Source organism: Mesorhizobium huakuii (assembly GCF_014189455.1).
Classification (GTDB): domain Bacteria; phylum Pseudomonadota; class Alphaproteobacteria; order Rhizobiales; family Rhizobiaceae; genus Mesorhizobium; species Mesorhizobium huakuii_A.
Genome location: NZ_CP050296.1, coordinates 5,924,776 through 5,944,024 on the forward strand (window position 1 = coordinate 5,924,776; position 19,249 = coordinate 5,944,024).

A 19,249-nucleotide genomic window follows, 5' to 3' on the forward strand; every position below is an offset into this window, starting at 1 on the left:
GTCGCAACACGCAAACGGCAGATAGTTTCCTTGGGTTTTTGATTGTTCTGGTGCCCCCCCGACGGGATCGAACCGCCGACCTTCGGTTTACAAAGATCGCAGGTCGGCCGTGGCCTTCAAGCGTGAATCCGATCAAACCCTCGGCAAAAGTGCACTGTCACCGTAATTCGCGCAACCTTCAGCGCGAGCTGTTTGAGGACAACGAAAAGGTGTTTCATTTCCGCTTGAAGGAGCCTATCGCTCCCGAAATCCTGTCGAATGTCATCGATTATGCCCGCGCCGAGATCGGTGCGCGGTATTCCCTACTGGAGGCCAGCCGATTAGTGCGTGGCGCGCGCAAACCGGGGTCGAAACGCCAGTTTTGTTCGCGTCTGGTCGCGAGGGTCTATAAAAGAGCCGGCATCGATCTTGTCCCGAACGCCGACTATTGCTCACCGGAAGATCTACGGCTTAGCTCCTTGTTGGTGGAGGTGCCGGTCTCGACAGAAACGGTGTCTGCGGAGGAACTGGAATGGTGGAGAGCCCACGACAATCCGATCCAGGCTATGCATCAAGCCCAGAACGCCGTACTCGACGCAGCCCGTTCTGTTGATCCGGATGTGGAGAGCTTCAACGATCTTTATTCCCTGCTCGTAAATCGACCTGACGCGGATCAAGTGATGGCAGCCGCCCTTCGCGGTAGCGGTTACCTTGATGTGTGGCGAATGGAGACTGATTTACATCCGTGGCGCTATGACCTGGGCCTTATCGACCGGATGACCGAGTCGCAGGAGGAACTGCGGGAATATTGCATTGATACGATTAAAGAAGCCTACAGTGGTGGCGTCCGGTTCGCGGTCAATCTCGTTCAGTTGCAGGCCCTTAACCGCGAGCACCCGCGCGAATCCCTGCGCCTGCAGATAGAGCTTTATCAAACCCTCGTTCGGAACGACCAATTGCGCAGGGAAGTTGCCTACGCATGGCTGTCCAAACACTACCCAGACGACCTGAAACGGCACATGGAACAGATCGAGCTGCACAGTGCCTATTGGTAGTACTCGATTGTTGACCGTGTCGAACCACACCTGGCGGCGCTGTCCCGTCACGCCGTAGAAGCGGAGGGCGGGACGAACGTCTGCACATCATGTGGAGACGAGCCAGCGCTGGACTATCGGTTGGTCAATGGCGCCGAGACCATGCCAGGAGTGCCATCCTTGCGCCTCTGCGAGGACTGCATCGAAATTCGTCGTGGCATGGACAACGTGCTGGTCCGGTTTCTGGTCGCACCTTGAAAAAGGAAGCTGCGTTGGGCCTCTTGTGGGCGCGAGGGGCAACGGCCCTTCATTAGACGCCTGGTGCATTGCGGAACGACAAGGGTAACGCCATGATACCCCTTGTTGAGGGGGAGAATTCCATGGTGCAGAGACATACTGTTGTCATTCCAACAGCCGACGGCAGCGGGGCCGAGGTCTATCCCCTCAAAGAGTGGGGACGCCAGCATCCTGATATGTTCCCGGATGGCTTTGATTTCGTCTACGGAACCTCGCATAGCTATCGAAAGGCCCTATTACAAAGGCAAGGCTGGACCAAGCAGGAAAGTGAAGCTGAGTACAGACTGATCGCCCCAGGTGCGGAGGGTAGTATCGGGATTGTCGAGGATTTGCTCGGTGAGGCCGAGCCAGTTGAGCGGGGCTATGACGCCCCTTATTTTTCATTGGAATATCAACTGCGGGACTTTCTGGCGTCGAACCTGAGCACCATCGATTTCGGGGGAAAAAGGCTTTGCCTTTATGTGGACCCTACCGGCCGGGACGGCGTTGAATATCCGACTGCTGTCGGCCCAATCGACCTTCTGGCCGTCGACAATGAGGGCTCATTCTACGTATTCGAGCTCAAGCGCGGGAATAGTTCTGACCGCGCCATCGGGCAAATTGCTCGCTACATGGGATGGGTCAAACAGACCATCGGCAGGGACAAAGAGGTGCAGGGGATTATTGTCGCCAAGAACGTCGGCGAAAATCTGAAATATGCTAGGAGCGTGCTCCCTTCTGTAACCCTATTTGAATATGAGGTTTCGTTCTCGCTGAGACTCGCAAATAATGTAGAAGCGGTTAGGTCATAAATGATTTCTTTCATGGGGTTCTTGAATGAATACACGCAGCTTAATAGTTTGGATTATATTGGTGTCATGCACGCCAGCTAGAGCGGCATCTGAATCGGAGCTTTCTGAATCCCAGGCAGTCGGCCTAGTCTATGAGATACTGCAAATGTATAGAGCGCGTCAGCCAACCTGTGACATTGATGATTTTAACACGGAATTGGCGGAGCAAAAGCGATTGCGTTAATGACGAATGACAAGCGCTTATTTGATGAAAGTTTACGTGAGGGAATTCTTGTATTTGACATGGCGGTTCGCGGCGGGCCGACAGTGGCGGAATGCCAAGACATTTTAACCAAAGCGACTAAGTACGGCCTGCAGGCAAAGTGACCCTAGTCCCCATGGTCAGAGTATTTCGTTCGGCGTGATCGTCAGATCGAAATCTGCTCGACCTCGTCGAGGCTGACCTAGGCCCTCGGTTCACTGACGCTTAGGATTGAGGGAGGGATCGCGAGGGAAGAACCGCAAGGGGGGCTTCATTCGCCGTACGCCTCGTTTCGGGCGTCGATCAATTGAGCAAACCAGCTCTCAATCCCCTCAAGATAGTCCGCCAGTTTCTCCATTCCGGTTGCGAACGTCCGGATATTGATCAGCTTGAGGACCGGGCCAAGCGTTCTCTTGGAATCTCGAGTTCTCGCGTATCGAAAACTTTCACCTCGGGGATCATGCGCGTTTATCTGGCTCATATAGGAATCTACGCCATTCAGATCCTCGGACGGCAGCGGCTCTGACCCGACGATCTCACAAACGGGTTCAAGCATTGGCCTGGCCATAGTCCAGAGAGAAAGAAGATCGTGACTGCCGAGCTTTCTTTCCTGGGCGGGTGTCATTGATTTCCCTTGGAGATCCAGAGCCATTCGGACTACGTCCTTCAAGACCAGTTCGATGTGGTGCCGGTACAGGTACACAATCGGATACACAATGAGGTCCTGATCGACCGGACGCTCGCACATCTTTGACGTCAGTTCGAACGCCGCCTTCCGAAAACCCGCCTTATAAGCGTATCCCGTCTCATGCCAATGAGAGATGCAGGCGTTGAGATGCCAGTCTTTCGGCTCACCGCCGAACAGCACATCGGAAGCGCGAGGCGGTGGAAGACCCCCAAAAACGGACTTATCTGCGTCACCCATTTAGCCTCCTCCCATCTATGACATAGGACATTATCACAGATGCTGGCGGCCCCCGGACATGATCGGAGCCTGCCTGCTGTTCCTAGCAGCAGCGAGGGACTGCCCCATCCAGATGCCAGGATATTCTAGAGAAAGCGCCAAAAACTCGGTTGAAAAGGCCACTTTCCCTTACACAAATCCTTACACAAATGCCTGGATAGAACGCGCAGCGGCAGATGCTGGCACTCTACAACATACCTAATTATGAAGGTAAAATAGGGACTAATGCTCGATTTGCTGGTGCCCCCGGACGGGATCGAACCGCCGACCTTCGGTTTACAAAACCGCTGCTCTACCAGCTGAGCTACAAGGGCACGGCGCTCCGGTAGCATATTTCGTGCGTCAGTAAAGACAAAACTCCGTTTTCGGTTACCCCGGCGGTGGATGACCCCGCCGCCCGCCCATACTGAAATCCGCGAGCGCGCTTCCTACATATTGGTGAGGTGCAATCGCTTCGGACTGGAGTGTCGCATGATCAGGCTTGTCATCATTCTCCCCATCGTGGTCATCGCCTGGATGTTGCTGGTGAAGCTCGTCAGCGACGTGAAGAAGGCCAATGTCGACTGGACCGGCGTGACCACGATCATCGGCTTCATCGCGCTCGCCTTCTGGCTGCGCCATGTGACGGGAATGGGATGAGAGAGAGCGAATAGGGAACAGCGAATAGTCGGTAGTGGGACCGAGATTGCCGTGCGATCCTGCCTCGCTACTCGCTACTCGCTACTCGCTACTCGCTACTCGCTACTCGCTACTCGCTCTTTCCGACCCCGCCGAAAAATCTCCTCGACCTTTCGAACCTTTTGACAGGCCGCGCCGACTGACCTCCAGAGGCGAGTGGTCGCCTCGGTCAAGGATCCAGGAGATCATCATGTTCAAGCGCACGCTCACTTCCGCCCTCGTGGCCACTTTCGTCGCCACAGGCGCACTGGCCGCCACCGTTCAGACGTCGTCGGCTCACGGTATGCATCATCACCATCATCACTACGACGACGACTACGGCGACTACTGGTGGTACCACCATCACCACCGTCATCACCATCATCACCATGGCGGGGTGGTCATCATCTTTTGATGCCAAAGCCTGTCGGGTTTGGAGGGCGGCTTCGGCCGCCCTTTGCATTTCCCGCGATCGACAGGAAGGAACCGACCGCCTCTCCGCAAAAAAGATAAAAAAGCTTCGAACCTTTTTCGCTACCGCGACGACAGATGATCAAGAGGCGGATGGATCGCCTCGGTCAACGAAGCAAGGAGATCATCATGTTCAAGCGCACACTCGTTTCCGGCCTCATCGCCTCCACCGTCGTCGCCACCGCGCTGGTCGGCACCGTTCAGCCTTCGGCGGCTCATTCGCATCACCACGACCTCGGCATCGGCATCGCCGCCGGCGTCGGCGGGTTTGTCCTTGGCAGCCTGCTCGCCCAGCAGCCGCCGCGCACCGTCTATGTCGACGAAGACGGCGGTTCCTGGCACGTCCGCCGCTGCCTCGATCGCTATTCGAGCTACGATCCGGACTCCGACACCTACATCGGCCGCGACGGCTATAGCCACTATTGCCGGCTTTGAGAGGAGGAGGACTGTTTCAGCAACAGAAAAAGGGGCTCACGCGGGCCCCTTTTTGCCTTTTTCACAGAAGCTTACAGTTGCGTCTTCGAGCTGGAACCGGAGATCGGCAATCCGGCGGCGCTGCAGGTGCTGCCGACAATTTGCCTCGTCTCCGAAGCGTCGCCCATGGCGACGAGATCGAAGCTGCTTCCCGAATCCGGGTAGACCTTGGCAATGAAGGCTTGGTCGCCGCCATAGCTGCCGGAGGAATCCCTGCCGTTGACGAAGCCGCAGACGACGATCTCCTTGCGACCGTTCAGCGTCCGCTCGCCGGCAAGCATCTTCCCGAACCGGGCGGAAGCAGGATCCGGCAAGCGTTGACGGATGCCGGTGGTGATGATCTCCTCCAGGGCAAGCGGGATCGGTATGGGATCGATGCGCTGGCCGCCGGCATCAGGTCGAGGTGCCGCCGCTACGCATCCGCAAAGTGAAGCGGTAAGCAAAAGCTGAACCGTTTTCCGCATCCGTGCCCTTTCGCATGCATTCGAACGCCACGGCAAGACGGAGTCATGCCGCCGGCGCTTGCGGTGCCGGCACGGCCATACTGCTCGATTTCTTCGATATTACGACCAAGAGCGCGCTACCTGGGGCAAGCTGATCAGCCGGCCTGTACGCCGCCGATCATCCTGGTCACCTCGGCCGCGGCGCTGCGCACCATCGGGCCGATCTCGGCCAGCCGCTCCGGCGTCACCCGCACGGTCGGCCCTGAAACCGAGACGCCGCCGATGGGCTCGCCGAACTCGTTGAAGATGGCGGCGGCCACGCAGCGCATGCCGGGGTGTCGCTCCTCGTCATCGACCGACCAGCCGCGCCGCTTGATGACAGCCAGATCGTGGGCAAGGGCAGGGATCTCGGACAGTGTCTTGTCGGTGAAGCGCTGCAGGCCGGCCTTGCGCAGAATGGTGCCGACGCGCTCCGGTTCGAGATGCGCCAGCACCGCCTTGCCGATGCCGGAGGCATGGAAGGGGCTGCGCGTGCCCGGGCGAAAGAAGGCGCGGATCGCCTGGTGCGTCTCGACCTGGCTGACGAACACCACGCAATCATCCTCGGCGACGCCGAGATTGGCGGTCTCGCCGGTTCGTTCCATCAATTCCTGCATGACGATGCGGGCGCGGTCGACCAGCTTGCGGCGGCGCAGGAAGGCCGCGCCCATGCGGTAGGTCTCGACGCCGATCGACCACAACTGGTCTGATGTGTCGAACTCGACCATGCCGTGGTTTTCGAGCGTCGTCAGCATGCGGTAGGCGGTGGAGGCGGCAAGGCCGCTCTGCGCTGATATCTCGCTCAACGACAGGCCGCTGCCCTCCGCGACAATGGCCAGGATGCGTAGCGCGCGGTCGAGCGACTGCACGGAAGTGGCCTCGGACGGACCGTTGAAGGCACGCGGCCGGCCACGCTGGCGTTTTTCGGTGGTTTCCATGACGCCAGTTTCGCCGATTTCTCCAAACGTGCAATGAAAAAGTTTTTCACTCAAGAGGCGAAGGAAATTCCTGGAAAACCGAAAATCCAATAAAATCAGCAAACAGCCGCCGTTTTCTAGAAATGAAAAAATATTCTGAAAAAATTGAAAAATAGCCGGCTTGCTGAGATTATCGGCCATCCAACAATGACAACCCAAGTGGAGGGCCGGAAAATGGCCAGGATGCGCGCTGTCGATGCGGCGGTTCTCGTTCTCGAAAAGGAAGGCATCGCCTGCGCCTTCGGCGTGCCGGGCGCGGCGATCAATCCGCTTTATTCGGCGCTGAAGGCGAGAGGCACGATCCGCCACGTGCTGGCTCGCCACGTCGAGGGCGCATCGCACATGGCTGAGGGCTACACCCGCGCCAAGGCGGGCAATATTGGCCTGTGCATCGGCACTTCGGGGCCGGCCGGCACCGACATGATCACCGGGCTTTACTCGGCGGCAGCCGATTCCATCCCGATCCTCTGCATCACCGGCCAGGCACCGCGCGCGCGGCTGAACAAGGAGGATTTCCAGGCCGTCGACATCGCCGCCATCGCCGCACCCGTCGCCAAATGGGCGGTCACCGTCATGGAGCCTTATCTCGTGCCGATGGCGCTGCAGAAGGCGTTTCATCTCATGCGCTCGTCGCGGCCCGGCCCGGTGCTGATCGACCTGCCGGTCGACGTGCAACTGGCCGAGATCGAGTTCGACATCGATGCCTATGAGCCGCTGGCGCCGTTCAAACCGGCCATGACCCGCGCCCAGGCCGAAAAGGCCCTGACGATGCTCAACGCGGCCGACAAGCCGCTGATCGTCGCCGGCGGCGGCATCATCAACGCCGATGCATCCGACCTGCTCATCGAATTCGCTGAAATCACCGGCGTGCCGGTCATCCCGACGCTGATGGGCTGGGGTGCGATCCCCGACGACCACCGGCTGATGGTCGGCATGTGCGGGCTGCAGACCTCGCACCGCTATGGCAATGCGACGATGCTGGAGGCCGATTTCGTCTTCGGCATCGGCAACCGGTGGGCCAACCGCCACACCGGCTCGGTCGACGTCTACACCAAGGGCAAGAAATTCATCCATGTCGACATCGAGCCCACGCAGATCGGCCGTGTCTTCGCGCCGGACCTCGGCGTTGTGTCCGATGCGGGTGCGGCACTGAAGATGCTGCTCGACGTCGCCACCGAGTGGAAGACATCAGGCAAACTGCGCGACTGGTCGGGCTGGGCAAAGGAGTGCCAGGCTCGCAAGAAGACGATGAAGCGCAAGACGCATTTCGATCAGGTGCCGCTGAAGCCGCAGCGCGTCTATGAGGAGATGAACAAGGCGTTCGGCCGCGACGTCACCTATGTCACCACGATCGGCCTGTCGCAGATCGCCGGCGCGCAGTTCCTGCATGTCTACAAGCCGCGCAACTGGATCAATTGCGGCCAGGCCGGCCCGCTCGGCTGGACGCTGCCGGCAGCCCTTGGCGTTCGCGCCGCCGATCCCGACCGCACGATAGTGGCGCTGTCGGGCGACTATGATTTCCAGTTCATGATCGAGGAACTTGCGGTCGGCGCGCAGCACAGACTGCCCTACATCCATGTCGTCGTGAACAACGCCTATCTCGGCCTGATCCGCCAGGCCCAGCGCGGTTTTGCGATGGATTACGAGGTCAGCCTCGCCTTCGAAAACATCAACCGGTCAGGCGATCCCGAAGCAGGTTACGGCGTCGACCATGTCGCCGTGGCCGAGGCGATGGGCTGCAAGGCGGTCCGGGTGCGCAAGCCCGAGGAATTCGCCGGCGCCTTCAAGCAGGCGCAGCGGCTGATGAAGGAACACCGGGTTCCGGTCGTGCTCGAATTCATCCTGGAGCGCGTCACCAACATCTCGATGGGCACCGAGATCGACAAGATCACCGAATTCGAGGACCTTGCCGAAAGCCATGAGGATGCGCCGACCGCGATCGTGATGCTCGATTGATAAAAAGGACAAAAAGAATGCCGCGTTTTTCAGCCAATCTGTCGATGCTCTTTGGCGAGCATGATTTCCTCGACCGTTTTGATGCCGCCGCCCGCGCCGGCTTCAAGGGCGTCGAATATATCGGTCCTTACGATCATGCGCCCGAAGTGGTGGCCGCCAGGCTGAAGAAGAACGGCCTGACGCAAGTGCTGTTCAATCTGCCGGCCGGCGACTGGGGCAAGGGCGAGCGCGGTATCGCCGTGCTGCCGGACCGCGTGCCGGAATTCCGCCAGGGCATCGCAAAGGCGATCACCTACGCACAGGCGCTCGGCTGCCAGCAGGTCAACTGCCTGGCCGGCATCGCGCCCGCCGGCGTCGACCGCAAGGTGCTCGAGGATGTTTTCGCCGAAAATCTCGCCTTCGCGGCGGAGAGGCTGGAACAGGCCGGCATCAGGCTGCTGATCGAGCCGATCAACACGCGCGACATTCCGGGCTTCTTCCTGAACTACTCGGAACAGGCGCTGGCGCTTATCGACCGCGTCGGCTCAAAAAACCTGTTCCTGCAATATGACATCTATCACATGCAGATCATGGAGGGGGATCTCGCCCGTAAAATCGAGGCAAACCTCGGCCGCATCGCGCATATCCAGCTTGCGGACAATCCCGGCCGTCACGAGCCGGGAACGGGCGAGATCAATTATCCTTTCCTCTACGACCACATCGACCGCATCGGCTATTCCGGCTGGATCGGGGCCGAATACAAGCCGAAAGCCGGCACGGAAGCCGGGCTTGGCTGGTTCAGGAGCTTGGCCGGGCAGGGGAGCGCGGCGGCTTAACAGCTTCCTTCTCCCCGTCTCTATACGGGGAGAAGGTGCCGGCAGGCGGATGAGGGGCAGCGCCAACCTTCGACGAGTTCGAGCAGAAGACTTTCTGGAGAAAAACAATGGAAACCATAGGCTTCATCGGCCTCGGCATCATGGGCGCGCCGATGGCGGGGCATTTGCTGGATGCCGGCTACAAGGTCATCGCCAGCGACCATCGCTCAAAGCCGCCGGCTGATCTCGTCACCAAGGGCCTGAAAACAGTCTCCGGCCACGCCGCCGTCGCCAAGGCTGCCGACATCATCATCACCATGGTGCCCGACACGCCGCAAGTCGCAGACGTGCTGTTTGGCGATAATGGCGTGGCATCGGGCCTGACCAAGGGCAAGCTGGTCATCGACATGAGCTCGATCTCGCCGATCGAGACCAAGGTGTTTGCGAAGAAGGTCAACAAGCTCGGCTGCGATTACCTCGACGCGCCGGTTTCGGGCGGCGAGGTCGGCGCCAAGGCGGCGTCGCTCACCATCATGGTCGGCGGCGAGGAAAAACCGTTCGAGCGCGCCAAACCCGTCTTCGAGAAGATGGGCAAGAACATCACTCTGGTCGGCCCGAACGGTGTCGGCCAGACCACCAAGGTCGCCAACCAGATCGTCGTCGCGCTGACCATTGAAGCCGTCGCCGAAGCGCTTGTTTTTGCTTCGAAAGCCGGCGCCGACCCGGCCAAGGTCAGGCAGGCCTTGATGGGTGGATTGGCGGCCTCGCGCATTCTCGAAGTGCATGGCGAGCGCATGGTCAAGCGCACCTTCGCACCGGGCTTCCGCATCGAATTGCACCAGAAGGATCTCAATCTGGCGTTGGAAGGGGCAAAAGCGCTCGGCGTGTCGCTGCCCAACACCTCGACCACGCAGCAGCTGTTCAATTCCTGCGCCGCCAATGGTGGCGCCAAGGAGGATCACTCGGCGCTGGTCAGGGCGCTGGAGCGGATGGCGAATTTCGAGGTCGGTGGCGAGGTGGCGGACGTCAAAGGCAAAGCGGCATAGGTCGGGAGAGGGCGGCGCAACGTTCCCAAACCGCCACCTCTCGTCCTACACAAGAACGGGTTTCGGCGCCTGTCGCCGGAACCCGTTTCTCGTTTGCAGCAAATAGTCCGCTGTTTCCGGCTCAGCCGCGCTTGAGGAAGGCTCGTGCGGCATAGAGGCTGATCGCCGCGGCGTTGGACACGTTGAGCGAGCGGATGGCGCCGGGCATGTCGAGCCGCGCCAGCGTCGTCACCGTCTCGCGCGTCTTCTGGCGCAGGCCCTTGCCCTCGGCGCCGAGCACCAGTGCGATCCTGTCGCCGGCAAAGCTGGTTTCGAGTTCCGCCGGCCCGTCCGAATCAAGCCCGATGGTCTGGAAGCCGGCCTCGTGCAGCTGCCCGAGCGCGTCGGCGAGGTTCTTCACCTCGATCTGGTCGATATGCTCCAGCGCGCCGGAGGCGGATTTCGCCAGCACGCCCGATTCCTGCGGACTGTGGCGCGCGGTGGTGATCAGCGCGCCGGCGCCAAAAGCGACCGCCGAGCGCAGGATGGCGCCGACATTGTGCGGATCGGTGACCTGGTCGAGCACCAGCACCAGCCTTGTGTCGCCGAGCGCGTCGAGGCGCTTCGGCTTCAACGGCTCCGCCTCGATGAGCACGCCCTGATGCACGGCGTCCGACCCGGTGATCTTGTCGATGTCTCTCGGTTCGACCAGCTCCGCCTTGAAGGGCAGGGCGGCGAGATCGGCTATCTCAAGACGCTCGGCCGCGTTGCGGGTCACCAGCATTTTTTTGATCCGGCGGCGCGGATTGTCGAGCGCCGCCCGCACCGTGTGCAGGCCATAAAGTCGCACCAGGCCATCGGCGGCGTTTTCGCCGGGTGGCACGGGCTGACGTGGCTTAAATGCCGGGGCGCCGCCGCTCTTCTCGTCGCGGTGCGCGCGGCGCAGCTTGGCGTAATGGGTATCTTTGGGGGTGTTGGTCTTGTTGCTCATGGCCGGCTTCTATAGCGGTCTGCCGCGGCCAAGGATATGGCCCGTCGCCGCAGCCGGCGAACAACATCGAAAAACCCTTCCACTGCGGTTGACACCCACTGGCCTTGCCGCCATAAGGCGCTTCGCTGATTTCGGAGAAGACATCCAACTCGGGCTCCGGGATCGGCAAGAATGCCTCGTTGCATGGCTCCGGCGGCAGACTGGAGAGGTGCCCGAGTGGTTAAAGGGGACGGACTGTAAATCCGTTGGCTTAGCCTACGTTGGTTCGAATCCAACCCTCTCCACCACTGCCGGCCCGGAAGCCCTGAAACGAAAAAGCATCGGGCCGAAAAGGGCATGGCGCTTTTCGGGTGAATCCGATACTTCAGTGCAAGGCGCGGGTATAGCTCAGTGGTAGAGCAGCAGCCTTCCAAGCTGAATATGCGGGTTCGATTCCCGCTACCCGCTCCAGATTTTCAGCCGTGCGATCCGCAAATAGCATAAGATACAGACGCCTGCCTACCGTCATTGGTCTCCACCAGCGACTTTCCGCCTCATTCTATCGCGGGCGCCTAGTTTTTCTTCTTCCGGCATTCCGCCGTACGAAGATTGCTGATTCGGGAACATCATTTGACGCACCGTCGGACCCTCCCTTAGTTTTCGACCGATGTTTGAAATCACGCGCGACGATATTGCCGCACTCAATGATGAAGACTTGCGAACGCTGATTGGCCTTTTGTGTGAGGCCACTTTGCGACGCGCGAACCTGCCCGTATCTGCCGCCACATGGGGCGGCGACCAAACCGCTAAGGACGGTGGCCTTGACGTGCGCGTGTCGCTGCCTTCAGGGACCAAGATCGAGGGTTTCATACCAAGGGCCGCGACCGGCTTTCAGGTGAAGAAACCTGACATGCCACCTTCGGAAATCCCGAAGGAGATGAAGCCGAAGGCTATCATTCGTCCGGTGATTGAGGAGCTGGCCGCCGCAGACGGCGCCTACATCATTGTGAGCTCCAGCGGCTCTACGGCGGATTCCGCACTTGGTAATCGCCGCACCGCTATGGCGGACGCGGTGAAGGGCATCGCAGATGAGGCGAAGCTCCATCTCGACTTCTATGACCGTAACCGCGTTGCGAGCTGGGTGCGTGACCATCCGGGGTTGATCCCATGGGTGCGTTCCCGAATTGGAAAATCCGTTCCCGGTTGGAAATCTTACGGGGGATGGTCCAACGTGCCAGCCGGCGCGGATAAAAGTTATCTTCTCGATGACAAGGCGCGCATCAAGGCGGACAACAAAAATGATGGTGGCAGTTTGTCGGTTGTTGACGGCATCAACCGAATTCGGGACGCACTCCGGAACCCAGGCCAGGTTGTTCGCCTTGTCGGCCTTTCAGGTGTTGGCAAAACGCGGCTCGTCGAAGCCCTGTTTGACAACGCAGTTGGCGCGAATGCGCTGGACCCCTCGCTCGCTATCTACACCGATGTTGCCGATGCCCCTGACCCTCAACCCAGAGGCCTTGCTTCCGACCTAATCGCAGCTGGCACACGTGCAATTCTGGTAATCGACAATTGCCCTCCGGAAACGCACAAGCGCTTGTCAGAGGTGGTGCGCGCCTCCGGCTCAACGGTCAGCGTCGTTACCGTTGAATACGACATCCGTGAGGATCAGACAGAAGGCACAGACGTTTTCTCACTGGAAACGTCCTCGCCGCCTTTGATCGAGAAATTGGTGGCACAGCGTTTCCTCGAACTGTCGCAAATCGATGCGCGCAGGATTGCCGAGTTTTCGGGCGGCAACGCGCGAATAGCGTTGGCTCTTGCCGCCACTGTAAAGAAAACCGAGACAGTCTCCGGCCTCACCGATACCGAATTATTCAAACGCCTGTTCCAGCAACGCCATGACCCTGATGCGGGCCTGTTGCAAATCGCTGAAGCCTGTTCACTGGTTTATTCCTTCCAGGGCGAAGCGTTGACAGGGGAGGATGCAGAGCTACCCATACTCGGCGGGCTGGTTGGAAAAACCGCGCAAGAGGTATTTAAGGCAGCTGCCGAACTGAAGCGGCGGGATCTCCTGCAAAAGCGCAGCGAATGGCGCGCGATCTTGCCGCACGCTATCGCAAATCGGCTGGCGGGAATGGCTCTTCAGAACATTCCCTATCCCGTTATCGAAGCGGCCATCGTGAACGGATCGTCAGAACGCCTATTGCGCTCCTTCTCGCGTCGCCTTGGCTATCTCGATGTCAGCCCGGAAGCGCAGACGATCGTGCGGGGCTGGCTGGCCGCAGGCGGGCTCCTTTCGGATGTGCTGAACCTAAATGAACTCGGTCGCGCGATGTTCGAAAACGTAGCACCGGTACAGCCCGAAGCGACGCTTGCCGCGCTTGAGAAGGTGTTAGCCGGGGCAGACAACGACACATTGGTACGTGGCGCGCATTTCATACGCCTCTTGCACGCACTAGCTTTTGACGCTGCGCTGTTCGAGCGCGCTGTCGCACTGCTATGCAGGTTCGCAAGTGTGACTGACAAGACGGTTGCCAATGACACGCTGAAAGCGATTGAGCCCCTGTTCTATATCGCTTTTTCTGCAACCCATGCGCCGCTGGCGATGCGGCTGAAGGTGGCGGACAAGCTGGTGAAATCGGACAAGCCGTATGAGCAACAACTCGGTGTCAAGGCTTTAGAGGCCATGATGAAGTCGGGGCAATTCATGCCTTACTCCAGTTTTGAGTTTGGCGCCCGCTCACGCGACTACGGCTACCATCCAAGGCGTGGAACGGAAGTCAGCGCCTGGTTCGAAACTGTGCTCAAGGCAGTTGAACCTTTCGCCCTGCAAGACAGCCCGGTTAGGGACAGGATGCAAAAAGCCATTGCCCGGAAGTTCCGCGGCCTTTGGAAAAACTCGGGCCAGCTCGACGCGTTGGAGCGTCTTTCAAAGGCGATTGCTGGCAATGGTTTCTGGCGTGACGGCTGGATCGCTGCACGACAGACGCGGCAATACGAAGGAAAGACGCTTGAAGCCGAGAGCCTGCGGCGCCTCACAGAGTTGGAGCAATTTCTTAGGCCGAAAGATTTGATCGATAGCGTACGGGGCATTGTGCTCGGTGAAAGGGGTGGCAGCCTTGATGACTTCGAGGATGATGAGGAAGTAGACATTTCCGAGCGTATGAAACGCGTTGATGCCCTTGTTGAGCAATTTGGAAAAGAAGCCGCTGCCGACGAAAAGACATTGCAGGCTCTCCTCCCGGAACTCATTAGCGGTCACGGGCGGCTGTTCGAATTCGGGCGAGGACTTGCGCTAGGCGCAAAAGCACCTCGCATCATGTGGGCGGCTTTGGTGGCACAGGTGGCGGCAACCGAGCACCCAAACACGCAACTTCTACGCGGCTTCCTGCAGGGATTTCAAACGAGGGATCCTGCAGGCGCGCAGGCACTTCTTGATGAGGCTGTCGAAGATAAAGCCCTAGGCAAATGGCTGGTCGATCTTCAAACGAGCGTCCCGATAGACGAAGCCGGCGTCAAACGGCTTCATCGTGCACTGGAACTGGGCAGGGTTCCTACGCACTATTTTTCCGCATTGGTTGGCGGGCGGGTATGCGATCCCATTCCGGGGCCGGCATTTCGTGACCTGCTCCTGGCCATTAGCGCGAAACCCGGTGGCAATCCCATTGCGCTGGAAATTCTCATGATGCGCCTGCACGCAGATGGTGGAGAGAAACGAACACCATTGCCTGAAACTGTCGAGGCCGGCCGCGTACTTCTTGGGCGGTATGAGTTTGAGCCACGTTCCGAGCACGCGGATCACAGAGACCACACGCTAGATGTTGTTGCCAGAAATTGCCTGGGAGGGCCTGAAGGTGGTCCCGTCGCAAAGAAGGTTTGGCGCAATCTGAGGGCGGCAATTAAGAAGCACGAGGTTTATTCGTGGGAATGTGACGGCCTGCTCCAGGCGTTGTTCAAGGCACAGCCGGCGACAATGCTGGATGAGTTGCTCGGGGGCGACGAGCAGGAACGCAAGGAAAATATCACAATCGTTCAAGATACAAACAATCTACACCCCAATCCGCTGGGTGTGGTCGCGGACGAGGTGCTGCTGGCGTGGTGCGATGCCGACCCAGGTTTGCGCTATCCCTTTGCAGCCACGATAGCGCTCCTTTTTGATCAGCCCGAGAATACATCGCCACTTGAGTGGCATCCAATTGCGAAAGCGCTTCTGAAGCGCTCGCCCGATGCGGTCGCGGTCCTGATGAAGATGTATGAGGCCCTTTGGCCGACAAGTTACGGAGGGTCATTGGCGACCGAGTACGAGAGGCGGCTTCAATTGCTTGACCGATTGGACATCGGCAGTGACGCTGCCCTCGTCGCCGCGTTCCAGTGGGCGCGCGCCAAGCTGACCGCCGCTGTGGATGCAGAGCGAGGCCGGGAACTGGAAGAAGATCGGGTCGAGAACAGTCGGTTTGAGTGATGTCTAGAGCGTTATCTTTATCACCTTACAAGATCATAACCGCGATCCAGGCGGAAACGCTGCGCGCTATGTTGCACAGCGTTTTTTGATTGATCCCGCCGCGTCAGCTGTTAAACGCCGAAGCCACCTGGTGCTGCTGTGGTACCTGGCCGTTCGGCGTCAGCTTGTCGACAATGCCGGGCAAAGCCGTGGACAGCTGCTTGAGCAGTTCCCCCTCGTCCATTCCAGTGCGCTGCGCGATCTCGCGGATGACCTGCGGCCCCAGTGCTGCGCCGAGATCATTGGCGTTGATCGACTGGTTCTGTCCGGTGCCGACCCAGGAATCGGCGACATTGCCGTGGCCGGCATCCCTAAGCTTGTCGAGCAGGCCACCCAGACCGCCGAGCAGGCCGCCATCACTGGCGGTGGTTCCGACAGGAGTTGGGTCGACCGGCGCGGGCGCTTGAGGCTGATCCGGCTGTTCGGCGCTTCTGCCGCTCAACATTTTTCCGACCAGCAGTGCGCCGAGCGCGATCATCAGCGGTTTGGTGATGTTGCCGCCGGGAACGGCGTTGTCAAAAAGTCCCATAGTGGATCCTCCATCTCAACCAAGCCCTGCCCATCTCTGACAATGGCGCATCCAGGCGGAATTTCAAGCTGGCTTGAGGTTTTGACAATCATATGAAAATGTCGGGTCGGCGGGGGATGGAGAGGAAAAAATGGGTATCATCAGCTGGATCATTCTCGGCGCCATCGCCGGCTTCCTGGGCAGCAAGATCGTCAACAAGACCGGCCAGGGCCTGCTCATGGATATCGTGCTCGGCATCGTCGGCGCCATCGTCGGCGGTGTGATCTGCAGCCAATTGTTCGGCGTGGGTGTCAGCGGCCTCAACATCTCCAGCCTGATCGTCGCTGTGGTTGGCGCTGTGGTTGTGCTGTGGGCCTACCACCAGTTCAGCGGACGCCGGACGCTTTAGGCGCCGGCTGCATCGTCTGAAATTTCGAATTTTTGCTGAGGCAGGACCCGCGTCGGGCTTGCCTATGGCATCAACACTGCGTCGGCGGCAGCGAAGAAGATCAGCGTTCCGGCGATGAACACCGCCCAGCCGACCAGCGACTTGCGAATGGCGGCCTTGTGCTCAGCGTCGGAGTTCTTGTTCTGGTCAAAATCGGTCATGGGGAAACGCCCTTGGCTGATTGATCATGTCTTCGCCGAATAGACGATCGATCTGGGCTCGGCAACAGCAGAAACAGACGCTCGGGTGCCGATGCTAGGCGACGACACTTAGCCTGCGTTTGCGCTGATCCAAAGAGACGATCGTTAGCCCGCTGCCGACCACCAGCAGGATGCCGCAGACCGCCAGCGCATTGGGGAACTGGCCGAACACCAGCAGGCCCGAAATGACAGCCCAGACGGTGAAGCAGTAATAGAACGGCGCCACCGCGCTGGTCGGCCCGACGCGATAGGCCATGAAGATGAAGAAATGGCCGAAGATCAGGAAAAGACCGGCGCCGGCCAGCAGCAGCAGGTGGCGTGCTTCGGGCATCACCCAGCGCTCGGACGCCAGATGCGCCGCACCCGCGCCGATCAGCACCACCACGACGGCTGAAATCGCCACGATCATCCCCGGCACCTCCGCCGGGACACGCCTGCCGGCAAGGTCGCGCGCGGCTGACAGCGCCGCATTGCCGAGCGCCAGCAGCGCGTAGACGGAAATGCCTTGCATGGTCGGCTGCGCCACCATCAACGCACCGATGAAACCGAGCCCGATCAGCGCCATGCGCTGGGCGCCGATGCGTTCGCCAAACAGGATCGACGAGCCGACCAGCATGAGGAGCGGCGTGATTTGTCCGAGCGCTGTCGAATCCGCGATCTGCATGTTGGCGAGCGCCACGACGTAGCAAAGGATCGCGGCCATCTCGAGCAGGTTCCGGCGCAGCACATGGCCGTCGAAGATCAGCGGGATCTGTTTGCCGTAGCCGAGCAGGAAGAGCAGTGGGAAGCCCCAGAGCGTTGCCGCCACGCCGCGCAGAAACAGCACCTCGTAGGACGGCAAGCCTGCCGTCGCGAGTTTCATCATCGTGTCGTTGACGAGGTACGATCCCGTCGAAACGATCATGAACAGCGGGCCGCGGATCGAGGCAGGGATGAAATGCATGGGGTCAGGAGATCAGACCTCGGTGGCCGCCGCAATGGGCCATCAACTGGCGGTGATCCAGACAGGGATTGGCGGGCAGGAGCCCTTGATTAAGGGCCGCGACCGATCGGCCTGTTAGCCATTTCATTTCACGCATCGCCTTCCTATATCAGCGCCACACCCCCGCAATCGGATCCCAGGTTCGGACTGAGTGAGACGGCACCCGGCCAAAAGACGCTTGTGTTTTTTGGCCTTTGTCGCTAATCGCCCCGCATTCGACTGAACTGAAGGTCAAGGCCGTCCAAGGAAAGAGACTATGGCAAAAGGTAAATTCGAGCGCACTAAGCCTCATGTGAACATCGGCACGATTGGTCACGTTGACCATGGCAAGACGTCGCTGACGGCGGCGATCACGAAGTATTTTGGCGAGTACAAGCGCTACGACCAGATCGATGCGGCGCCGGAAGAGAAGGCCCGCGGCATCACCATCTCGACGGCTCACGTCGAATACGAGACGGCCAACCGCCACTACGCCCACGTCGACTGCCCCGGCCACGCCGACTATGTGAAGAACATGATCACCGGTGCCGCGCAGATGGACGGCGCGATCCTGGTCGTGTCGGCTGCCGACGGCCCGATGCCGCAGACCCGCGAGCACATCCTGCTCGCCCGTCAGGTCGGCGTGCCGTCGATCGTGGTGTTCCTCAACAAGGTCGACCAGGTCGACGACGCCGAGCTCCTCGAACTGGTCGAGCTCGAGGTTCGCGAGCTGCTGTCGAAGAACGAGTTCCCCGGCGACGACATTCCGATCGTCAAGGGTTCGGCGCTGGCCGCTCTTGAAGATTCGAACAAGACCATCGGCGAAGACGCGATCCGCGAGCTGATGGCTCAGGTCGACGCCTACATCCCGACCCCGGTTCGTCCGCTCGACAAGCCGTTCCTGATGCCGATCGAAGACGTGTTCTCGATCTCGGGCCGTGGCACGGTCGTGACCGGCCGCGTCGAGCGCGGCGTGGTCAAGGTCGGCGAGGAACTGGAAATCATCGGCATCCGTCCGACGACCAAGACGACCTGCACGGGCGTGGAAATGTTCCGCAAGCTGCTCGACCAGGGCCAGGCTGGCGACAACATCGGCGCGCTGCTGCGCGGCGTTGATCGCGAAGGTGTCGAGCGCGGCCAGGTTCTGGCCAAGCCCGGCACGGTGAAGCCGCACAAGAAGTTCGTGGCCGAAGCCTACATCCTGACCAAGGACGAAGGTGGCCGTCACACGCCGTTCTTCACCAACTACCGTCCGCAGTTCTACTTCCGCACGACGGACGTGACCGGCATCGTGTCGCTGCCGGCTGGCACCGAGATGGTGATGCCTGGCGACAACATCACGGTCGATGTCGAGCTGATCGTGCCGATCGCCATGGAAGAGAAGCTGCGCTTCGCCATCCGTGAAGGCGGCCGCACCGTCGGTGCCGGCATCGTCGTCACCATCAAGGAATAATCGAGGCCGGCATTAGCCGGATCGAGAAGAAAAGGGCGGTCTTTGGGCCGCCCTTTTTTGTTTTCA

19 protein-coding genes and 3 tRNA genes are annotated in these 19,249 nt (G+C 59.8%); 14 read left to right on the forward strand and 8 right to left on the reverse strand.

The features are described 5' to 3' along the window. The first annotated feature begins 122 nt into the window (after window positions 1–122). From HB778_RS28780 to HB778_RS28790, 3 genes are all read left to right on the forward strand, one after another. Window positions 123–1,034 (forward strand): hypothetical protein, encoded by a 912-nt coding sequence (locus tag HB778_RS28780; RefSeq protein WP_183458860.1) that lies wholly within the window; start codon window positions 123–125, stop codon window positions 1,032–1,034. A 359-nt stretch (window positions 1,035–1,393) separates the two neighbouring features. Then, window positions 1,394–2,101 (forward strand): endonuclease NucS domain-containing protein, encoded by a 708-nt coding sequence (locus HB778_RS28785; RefSeq protein WP_183458861.1) that lies wholly within the window; start codon window positions 1,394–1,396, stop codon window positions 2,099–2,101. Between the two features lie 222 nt (window positions 2,102–2,323). Then, entirely contained in the window at window positions 2,324–2,467 is a 144-nt protein-coding gene (locus tag HB778_RS28790; RefSeq protein WP_183458862.1) for a hypothetical protein, read from the forward strand. Between the two features lie 146 nt (window positions 2,468–2,613). On the opposite strand, the gene HB778_RS28795 is transcribed toward HB778_RS28790, so the two are convergent. Continuing rightward, entirely contained in the window at window positions 2,614–3,267 is a 654-nt protein-coding gene (locus HB778_RS28795) for a hypothetical protein (protein WP_183458864.1), read from the reverse strand. Window positions 3,268–3,544: 277 nt separating this feature from the next. Beyond that, a tRNA-Thr gene (locus tag HB778_RS28800) sits at window positions 3,545–3,620 on the reverse strand. Window positions 3,621–3,777: 157 nt separating this feature from the next. On the opposite strand from HB778_RS28800, the gene HB778_RS28805 reads away from it, so the two are divergent. The 3 genes from HB778_RS28805 (at window position 3,778) to HB778_RS28815 (ending at window position 4,869) form a co-directional block, all read left to right on the forward strand. Next, window positions 3,778–3,945: a hypothetical protein gene (locus tag HB778_RS28805; protein WP_183458865.1), complete on the forward strand. Its 168-nt coding sequence runs from the start codon at window positions 3,778–3,780 to the stop codon at window positions 3,943–3,945. A 229-nt stretch (window positions 3,946–4,174) separates the two neighbouring features. Then, a complete protein-coding gene (locus HB778_RS28810; protein ID WP_183458866.1) occupies window positions 4,175–4,378 on the forward strand; it encodes a hypothetical protein in 204 nt (67 codons plus the stop codon). 185 nt (window positions 4,379–4,563) lie between these two features. Then, window positions 4,564–4,869: a BA14K family protein gene (locus tag HB778_RS28815; RefSeq protein WP_183458867.1), complete on the forward strand. Its 306-nt coding sequence runs from the start codon at window positions 4,564–4,566 to the stop codon at window positions 4,867–4,869. A gap of 71 nt (window positions 4,870–4,940) precedes the next feature. On the opposite strand, the gene HB778_RS28820 is transcribed toward HB778_RS28815, so the two are convergent. Both HB778_RS28820 and bhcR read right to left on the reverse strand, forming a co-directional pair. Continuing rightward, entirely contained in the window at window positions 4,941–5,372 is a 432-nt protein-coding gene (locus HB778_RS28820; RefSeq protein ID WP_183458868.1) for a hypothetical protein, read from the reverse strand. A gap of 134 nt (window positions 5,373–5,506) precedes the next feature. Further along, on the reverse strand, window positions 5,507–6,328 hold the full coding sequence (bhcR, locus tag HB778_RS28825; protein ID WP_183458869.1) for an HTH-type transcriptional regulator BhcR: 822 nt from the start codon (window positions 6,326–6,328) through the stop codon (window positions 5,507–5,509). 213 nt (window positions 6,329–6,541) lie between these two features. Between bhcR and gcl the strand changes: the two genes are divergently transcribed. The 3 genes from gcl to HB778_RS28840 all read left to right on the forward strand — a co-directional run bounded on the left by gcl (window position 6,542) and on the right by HB778_RS28840 (window position 10,163). Beyond that, a complete protein-coding gene (gene gcl / locus HB778_RS28830) occupies window positions 6,542–8,323 on the forward strand; it encodes a glyoxylate carboligase (protein WP_183458871.1) in 1,782 nt (593 codons plus the stop codon). A gap of 17 nt (window positions 8,324–8,340) precedes the next feature. Then, the gene (gene otnI, locus HB778_RS28835) at window positions 8,341–9,138 is read left to right on the forward strand and encodes a 2-oxo-tetronate isomerase (protein ID WP_183458873.1); all 798 of its coding nucleotides are present in this window, start codon (window positions 8,341–8,343) and stop codon (window positions 9,136–9,138) included. A 107-nt stretch (window positions 9,139–9,245) separates the two neighbouring features. Next, window positions 9,246–10,163, forward strand: coding sequence for a 2-hydroxy-3-oxopropionate reductase (locus tag HB778_RS28840; protein ID WP_183458874.1), 918 nt, complete (start codon window positions 9,246–9,248; stop codon window positions 10,161–10,163). A gap of 121 nt (window positions 10,164–10,284) precedes the next feature. On the opposite strand, the gene HB778_RS28845 is transcribed toward HB778_RS28840, so the two are convergent. Next, window positions 10,285–11,133 carry a TrmH family RNA methyltransferase gene (locus HB778_RS28845; RefSeq protein ID WP_183458876.1) on the reverse strand — a complete coding sequence of 283 codons (849 nt, stop codon included), beginning with the start codon at window positions 11,131–11,133 and terminating at the stop codon, window positions 10,285–10,287. 202 nt (window positions 11,134–11,335) lie between these two features. Between HB778_RS28845 and HB778_RS28850 the strand changes: the two genes are divergently transcribed. The 3 genes from HB778_RS28850 to HB778_RS28860 all read left to right on the forward strand — a co-directional run bounded on the left by HB778_RS28850 (window position 11,336) and on the right by HB778_RS28860 (window position 15,574). Continuing rightward, a tRNA-Tyr gene (locus HB778_RS28850) sits at window positions 11,336–11,420 on the forward strand. Window positions 11,421–11,509: 89 nt separating this feature from the next. Next, window positions 11,510–11,583, forward strand: a tRNA-Gly gene (locus tag HB778_RS28855). A gap of 196 nt (window positions 11,584–11,779) precedes the next feature. Then, a complete protein-coding gene (locus tag HB778_RS28860) occupies window positions 11,780–15,574 on the forward strand; it encodes a hypothetical protein (RefSeq protein WP_183458877.1) in 3,795 nt (1,264 codons plus the stop codon). Window positions 15,575–15,677: 103 nt separating this feature from the next. Here the strand turns inward: HB778_RS28860 and HB778_RS28865 are convergent, their stop codons facing one another. Further along, window positions 15,678–16,142, reverse strand: coding sequence for a YidB family protein (locus tag HB778_RS28865; RefSeq protein ID WP_183458878.1), 465 nt, complete (start codon window positions 16,140–16,142; stop codon window positions 15,678–15,680). A 130-nt stretch (window positions 16,143–16,272) separates the two neighbouring features. On the opposite strand from HB778_RS28865, the gene HB778_RS28870 reads away from it, so the two are divergent. Further along, window positions 16,273–16,530 (forward strand): GlsB/YeaQ/YmgE family stress response membrane protein, encoded by a 258-nt coding sequence (locus HB778_RS28870; protein ID WP_183458879.1) that lies wholly within the window; start codon window positions 16,273–16,275, stop codon window positions 16,528–16,530. A gap of 62 nt (window positions 16,531–16,592) precedes the next feature. On the opposite strand, the gene HB778_RS28875 is transcribed toward HB778_RS28870, so the two are convergent. Beyond that, window positions 16,593–16,730 (reverse strand): hypothetical protein, encoded by a 138-nt coding sequence (locus HB778_RS28875; RefSeq protein WP_164548697.1) that lies wholly within the window; start codon window positions 16,728–16,730, stop codon window positions 16,593–16,595. 94 nt (window positions 16,731–16,824) lie between these two features. Beyond that, a complete protein-coding gene (locus HB778_RS28880; protein ID WP_183458880.1) occupies window positions 16,825–17,712 on the reverse strand; it encodes a DMT family transporter in 888 nt (295 codons plus the stop codon). Window positions 17,713–18,007: 295 nt separating this feature from the next. Between HB778_RS28880 and tuf the strand changes: the two genes are divergently transcribed. Next, complete coding sequence (gene tuf, locus HB778_RS28885) at window positions 18,008–19,183, forward strand: elongation factor Tu (protein ID WP_010909256.1); 1,176 nt, start codon at window positions 18,008–18,010, stop codon at window positions 19,181–19,183. Window positions 19,184–19,249: the final 66 nt, after the last annotated feature.